The following is a 6,500-nucleotide window of genomic DNA, read 5'->3' on the forward strand; positions in this document are numbered from 1 at the left end:
TCGGCATCCTCGCCGTCGCCGGCACCGGCCTCTACGCCCTGCGCCGCAAGAAGACCGCAGGAAGCGTGGCCTGACCCATGCCGGTCGCGATAGCGAAGCCGCGGCCGCCGCGCACGCCGCGCGCGGCGGTCCGGCCCGCCTCGCGCGCTCCGCCCCGCACCTGCCGCCCGAGTGAGGTAATCCCCGATGGCAGTCCCCGCTTCTTCGTCCTCCTCCCCCTCCGACCCCTCCGGCGGTGAGCCGGGGCCCGCCGAAGAGGGGACCTCCCGCACCGGCTGGATGATGGTCTGCGCCTCCATCGCCGTGGTCGTGGCCCTGGGCCTGGCCGGCGGCAACGACGCCCCCGCCGGCACGGCCAGCCCGCCGCACGCCCCGCCCGCGGCCGTCTCGGTCCCGGCGACCTCGGCGCCGGACGCACCCGCGGCGGACGCGCCGGAGGCGCAGGCCCCGCCGGGGCCCGACGACCGAGCGGTGGGCAAGCACCTGCCCCGCTCGCGGCCCGTACGGCTGCTCATCCCCAAGATCGCGGTCGACGCCCCCTTCACCGACCTCGCCATCGGCCCCAGCGGACGGCTGAACCCGCCCCCGGCGAGCGACGTCAACCTCGTCGGCTGGCACGCCAAGGGCGCCTCCCCCGGGGAGACGGGCACCGCGATCATCGCCGGACACGTCGACACCAAGACGTCCCCGGCCGTCTTCGTGCGGCTCAGCGAGCTGACGAAGGGCGATCTGTTCCACGTCCTGCGGGCCGACGGCACCCGGGCGTCCTTCCGGGTCGACGACGTGGAGACCTTCGCCAAGGACGACTTCCCCAGCGAACGGGTGTACGGCGACACCGCCCGGGCCCAGGTGCGCCTGATCACCTGTGCGGGCGACTACGACCGGCAGGTCAAGGACTACACGGACAACCTGGTCGTCTTCGCCCACCTCGTCTGACGTTCACCCGCCCGGTCACCCGCGTAGTTCATCCGACTCGCGCGCTCGCGGGGACGGGCACAGGATCGAGGAACGCTGACGTCGCATCACCGCGGCCGACGTTCACTTCCCCCTCCGCGAAGGAGATGTGCGCAGGATGACCACCACGTCCGAACGTGTTGCAGGTTCGCGGACGCGACAGGCGTCACAACGTGTCTCCCAGTCCGTGTTCGACGGCTCCCGGCTCCGGGTCGTCCTGCTGGTCGACGTCTACGACGGCGCCCAGCAGCAGTTCCTGGAAGCCTACGAGCAGCTGTGCAACCAGGTCGCGTCCGTCCCCGGGCATGTCAGCGACCAGCTCTGCCAGTCCATCGAGAACCCCTCCCAGTGGCTCATCACCAGTGAGTGGGAGAGCGCCCCGCCGTTCCTCGCCTGGGTCAACAGCGAGGAGCACGTGCGGATGGTGGAGCCGCTGCACAGCTGCGTGCGCGACACCAGGTCGCTGCGCTTCCACGTGGTCCGCGAGACCGGCGGGCCGGCGGACGGCGAGCAGGGCAAGCGCCGGCTCCAGTCGTCGCCCAGGATCGGCGACGGCATGATCCGGCACGCGCTCACCTTCACGGTCAAGCCGGGCAGCGAAGACATCGTTGCCAAGATCCTCGCCGACTACGCCTCACCCGAGCCGCGGGTCGACGACACCACCCGGCTGTGCCGCACCTCCCTGTTCATGCACGGCAACCGCGTGGTGCGGGCCATCGAGGTGCGGGGCGACCTGCTGTCCGCACTCCGGCACGTCTCCCGGCAGCCCGAGGTGCGGGCCGTCGAGGAGGCCATCAACCCCCATCTGGAGCAGGACCGGGACCTCAACGACCCCGAGTCCGCTCGGGTGTTCTTCACCCGGGCCGCACTGCCCGCCGTCCACCACGTGACGGCGGACCGGCAGGACGCGCAGGCCGAGCGGTACGCCCTGTGCTACCCGACGCGGCCGGACCGCGGCATGAAGCTGGCCGAGCTGCTGGCCCGGCACGACGAGGCCGCCGCGGACGACCCGCGCAACCCGGTCCTGCGCAGCACGATCTTCCAGCGCGACGACGTCGTCGTCCGGCTGATCGACGTGCGCGGCGGACTCGACGCCGCCGACCCCGTGCAGGTCCTGGGCCTGGCCGACCCCGCCCAGGTGGCCGAACTGACCACGCTCCAAGGCGACGCCGGCGCGTCCGGCCGGTCCGCCGCGAAGGACGTCGGACTCGAGAGGTTCCTGCAGCTCGCGCGCATGGAGCTCGTCACCGACCGCCGGTCGCCCGAGGCCTGATCACCCATCACGTGGGAGGGGCGGGGCCCTCGCCCCTCCCACGTCGGCGCAGTACACCATCGGAGGAACGTCGTGATCACATCCCGTCCCAGAGTCGTGGATCTCAGCGAGGTCGAGCCCAACACCCGGCGCGGCGGCGATCTGCGCGCCATGCTCACCCCCGCCACGGTCGGCGCGACCAGCGGTTTCATGGGCGTCGCGCTCATCAAGCCCGGCGACCGCATCGGCGAGCACTACCACCCGTACTCCGAGGAGTTCGTGTACGTCGTGTGCGGGCAGCTGGAGGTGGACCTCGACGGCGAGGCGCAGACCCTGCAGCCCGAGCAGGGCCTGATGATCCCCGTCGGCATGCGGCACCGCTTCCGCAACGTCGGCAACGTCGAGGCCCGCATCGTCTTCCACCTCGGCCCGCTGGCCCCGACCCCGCCGCTCGGCCACGTGGACACCGAGGAGAGCGACGCCGAGCCCGTGGTGATCGGCTCCGAGGCGGCCGCACGACGTCAGGTCCGGTCATGACGAGACGGGTCGCGGTCACCGGCATAGGCATCGTCGCCCCGGGCGGTATAGGCGTGCCGGCGTTCTGGAAGCTCCTGACCGAGGGGCGCACGGCGACGCGCGGCATCACCTTCTTCGACCCGGCCGGTCTGCGCTCGCGGATCGCCGCCGAGTGCGACTTCGACCCGGCGGCCCACGGGCTGGACGCCCGGGACGTCGAACGCTGCGACCGCTACATCCAGTTCGCGCTCGCCGCCGGGGACGAGGCGGTACGGGACGCCGGTCTGGACCTCGACGCCGAGAACCCCTGGCGGGTCGGGGTCTCCCTGGGCACCGCGGTCGGCGGCACCACCCGGCTGGAGAACGACTACGTCCTGGTCAGCCATGGCGGGCAGCGCTGGGACGTGGACCACCGCGAGGCGGCCCCGCAACTGCACCGCGCGTTCACCCCCAGCACGCTGGCCTCGACGGTGGCGGAACGGTTCGGCGCGCGCGGCCCGGTGCAGACCGTCTCCACGGGCTGCACCTCCGGGCTCGACGCGGTCGGGTACGCCTTCCACACCGTGGAGGAGGGCCGGGCCGACATCTGCATCGCCGGCGCCTCGGACTCGCCGATCTCCCCGATCACCATGGCGTGCTTCGACGCGATCAAGGCGACCTCCTCCAACAACGACGACCCCGCCCACGCCTCGCGTCCCTTCGACGCCGACCGCGACGGGTTCGTGATGGGCGAGGGCGGCGCCGTGCTCGTCCTGGAGGAGCTGGAGCACGCCCGGGCCCGCGGCGCGCACGTGTACTGCGAGCTCGGCGGGTACGCCACCTTCGGCAACGCCTACCACATGACCGGCCTGACCAGTGAGGGCCTGGAGATGGCCCGGGCCATCGAGGACGCCCTCCGCCACGCCCGGATCGACGCCGGCGCGATCGACTACGTCAACGCGCACGGGTCGGGCACCAAGCAGAACGACCGCCACGAGACCGCGGCGGTGAAGCGGGTCCTGGGCGCGCACGCCTACGACACGCCCATGAGCTCCATCAAGTCGATGGTGGGCCACTCCCTGGGCGCGATCGGGGCGATCGAACTCGTCGCCTGCGTCCTGGCGCTGGCCCACCAGGTCGTGCCGCCGACCGCGAACTACGAGACGCCCGACCCCGAGTGCGACCTGGACTACGTCCCGCGCGTGGCCCGTGAACGCAAGCTGGCCAGCGTGCTCTCGGTGGGCAGCGGGTTCGGCGGATTCCAGTCCGCGGTGGTCATGAACCGGCCGAGGGAGAAGACACGATGAGCGAACCCCTTCAACGGCGCGCGGTCGTCACGGGAATCGGCGTGGTCGCGCCCAACGGAGCCAGCACCGAGACCTTCTGGAAGTCCACCAGGGAAGGCATCAGCGTCCTGGACCGGGTCACCCGCGAGGGCTGTGAGCACCTCCCGCTGCGGGTGGCGGGCGAGGTCCGCGACTTCGACCCGTCGTCGGCGATCGAGGAGCGCTACCTCGTCCAGACCGACCGGTTCACGCACTTCGCGATGGCCGCCGCCGACCTCGCGCTCGACGACGCGGGCCTCGGCCGCACCGAGACCGACGCCGCGCCGTTCTCGGTCGGCGTGGTCACCGCGGCCGGCTCCGGCGGCGGCGAGTTCGGCCAGCGCGAGCTGCAGCAGCTGTGGAGCAAGGGCAGCCGCTACGTCGGCCCGTACCAGTCCATCGCCTGGTTCTACGCCGCCAGCACCGGCCAGATCTCCATCCGCCGCGGCTTCAAGGGACCCTGCTCGGTCGTCGCCGCCGACGAGGCGGGCGGCCTGGACGCCCTCGCCCACGCGGCGCGGGCCGTGCGCCGGGGCACCGACGTGATCGTGGCCGGGGCGACCGAGGCGCCGATCGCGCCGTACTCGGTCGTCTGCCAACTCGGCTACGAGGAGCTCAGCACGGTCGACGACCCGGCCCGTGCCTACCGCCCGTTCACGTCGGCGGCCTGCGGGTTCGTGCCGGCCGAGGGCGGCGCCATGCTCGTGGTGGAGGCGGCGCAGTCGGCCCGGGCGCGCGGCGCGCGGGTGCGGGCCGTCCTCGCCGGACACGCGGCGACCTTCACCGGCGCGTCCCGCTGGGCGGATTCCAGGGAGGGCCTCGCCCAGGCCGTCCGAGGAGCCCTGCGGGAGGCCGACTGCGCCCCCGAGGAGATCGACGTGGTCTTCGCCGACGCCCTCGGCGTGCCGGAGGCGGACCGCGCCGAGGCGCTGGCCATCGTCGACGCCCTCGGCCCGCACGGCGCCCGGGTGCCCGTCACGGCGCCGAAGACCGGCATCGGCCGGGGCTACTGCGCGGCGCCGCTGATGGACGCCGCCGCCGCGGTGCTCACGATGGAGCACGGTCTGATCCCGCCGACCCCCAATGTCTTCGACGTCTGCCATGACCTCGACCTCGTGACCGGCCGCGCCCGCACCGCCGAGGTGCGCACGGCACTGGTCCTGAGCCGGGGACTCATGGGGTCGAACTCGGCGCTGGTGCTGCGGCACGGCGTCGCCGACGCCTCGTAGCGAGGCGCCGCTCAGCAGTAGAGAAGAGGAACCGATGACTGATCGCATCACCGTGGAAGAGCTGGCCGAACTCATGAAGAAGTCCGCCGGCGTCACCGTCGCCCCGGACCGGCTCCGGGAGCCGGACACCGGCTTCGACGTCCTGGGCGTCGACTCGCTCGGGCTGCTGGGCATCGTGGGCGAGCTGGAGAACCGGTACGGCACGCCGATGCCGCCCGACGCCGAACGCTCCAAGACGCCCCGCGAGTTCCTCGACCTCGTCAACAGCGCCCTCATGACAGGAGCCTGAGATGACCGGACACACACAGAACGAGATCACCATCGCGGCGCCCCTGGACCTCGTCTGGGAGATCACCAACGACCTGGAGAACTGGCCGCGGCTGTTCACCGAGTACGCGTCCGTCGAGATTCTCTCCCGGGAGGGGCGCAAGACCACCTTCCGGCTGACGATGCACCCGGACGAGAACGGGACCGTGTGGAGCTGGGTCTCGGAGCGCGAGCCGGACCGCGACGCGCGCACCGTCACGGCCCGCCGGGTCGAGACCGGCCCCTTCGACCACATGAACATCCACTGGCGGTACGAGGAGGTGCCGGCCGGCACGCGGATGGTGTGGACGCAGGACTTCGCGATGAAGCCGGAGGCGCCGGTCGACGACGACTGGATGACCGACAACATCAACCGGAACTCCAAGGTCCAGATGGGCCTGATCCGGGATCGCATCGAGAAGGCCGCCGCCGAACGCGGCGCCACCCCCGGACTGAGCGACTGAGCGCGGACGGAGAAAGGTCCCCATGCACCAGGCCCTGATCGTCGCCCGGATGGCCCCCGGATCCGCCCCGGACATCGCCAAGGTGTTCGAGGAGTCCGACCGGGGAGAGCTGCCCCACCTCGTCGGCGTCGTCCGGCGCAGCCTCTTCCAGTTCGGCGACGTGTACATGCACATGATCGAGGCGGAGCGCGATCCCGGTCCCGCCATCGCGAAGATCACCGGGCATCCCGAGTTCCGGGACGTCAGCGAGCGGCTGTCGGCGTACGTCAGCGCGTACGACCCGGAGACCTGGCGTTCTCCCAAGGACGCCATGGCACAGCGCTTCTACCTCTGGGAGCGCGAGCCGGCCGGCTGATCCCGCCGACCGTCACCGGTCGCCGGGGACCCGGGGCGGGGGGCCCCGCGCCACGGGGGGGGGGGGGGCCCGCCGGCCGGGGACGCGGGGGGGGAAGGGGGTGGAGATGTGGTTTTATAA

8 protein-coding genes are annotated in these 6,500 nt (G+C 72.3%); all 8 read left to right on the top strand.

The genetic code is table 11. The features are described from left to right. Nucleotides 1–282 precede the first annotated feature (282 nt). Nucleotides 283–936 (top strand): class F sortase, encoded by a 654-nt coding sequence (locus ACFVYK_RS37505; protein ID WP_389781223.1) that lies wholly within the window; start codon nucleotides 283–285, stop codon nucleotides 934–936. A gap of 136 nt (nucleotides 937–1,072) precedes the next feature. Further along, entirely contained in the window at nucleotides 1,073–2,227 is a 1,155-nt protein-coding gene (locus ACFVYK_RS37510) for a SchA/CurD-like domain-containing protein (protein WP_389781217.1), read from the top strand. A 72-nt stretch (nucleotides 2,228–2,299) separates the two neighbouring features. Beyond that, on the top strand, nucleotides 2,300–2,743 hold the full coding sequence (locus tag ACFVYK_RS37515; protein WP_389781218.1) for a cupin domain-containing protein: 444 nt from the start codon (nucleotides 2,300–2,302) through the stop codon (nucleotides 2,741–2,743). Continuing rightward, nucleotides 2,740–4,008, top strand: coding sequence for a beta-ketoacyl-[acyl-carrier-protein] synthase family protein (locus ACFVYK_RS37520; protein WP_389781219.1), 1,269 nt, complete (start codon nucleotides 2,740–2,742; stop codon nucleotides 4,006–4,008). The genes ACFVYK_RS37515 and ACFVYK_RS37520 overlap by 4 nt, the downstream gene beginning before the upstream one ends. Continuing rightward, nucleotides 4,005–5,255 (top strand): beta-ketoacyl synthase N-terminal-like domain-containing protein, encoded by a 1,251-nt coding sequence (locus ACFVYK_RS37525; protein ID WP_389781220.1) that lies wholly within the window; start codon nucleotides 4,005–4,007, stop codon nucleotides 5,253–5,255. The genes ACFVYK_RS37520 and ACFVYK_RS37525 overlap by 4 nt, the downstream gene beginning before the upstream one ends. 34 nt (nucleotides 5,256–5,289) lie before the next feature. Next, nucleotides 5,290–5,544, top strand: coding sequence for an acyl carrier protein (locus ACFVYK_RS37530; protein WP_389781221.1), 255 nt, complete (start codon nucleotides 5,290–5,292; stop codon nucleotides 5,542–5,544). A gap of 1 nt (nucleotide 5,545) precedes the next feature. Then, on the top strand, nucleotides 5,546–6,025 hold the full coding sequence (locus ACFVYK_RS37535) for an SRPBCC family protein (protein ID WP_389781222.1): 480 nt from the start codon (nucleotides 5,546–5,548) through the stop codon (nucleotides 6,023–6,025). 22 nt (nucleotides 6,026–6,047) lie between these two features. Continuing rightward, nucleotides 6,048–6,380 carry a TcmI family type II polyketide cyclase gene (locus ACFVYK_RS37540; RefSeq protein ID WP_256918804.1) on the top strand — a complete coding sequence of 111 codons (333 nt, stop codon included), beginning with the start codon at nucleotides 6,048–6,050 and terminating at the stop codon, nucleotides 6,378–6,380. Nucleotides 6,381–6,500 lie beyond the last annotated feature (120 nt).

It is taken from the genome of Streptomyces sp. NPDC058291, from assembly GCF_042880855.1.
In the GTDB taxonomy this organism is placed as follows: Bacteria; Actinomycetota; Actinomycetes; order Streptomycetales; family Streptomycetaceae; genus Streptomyces.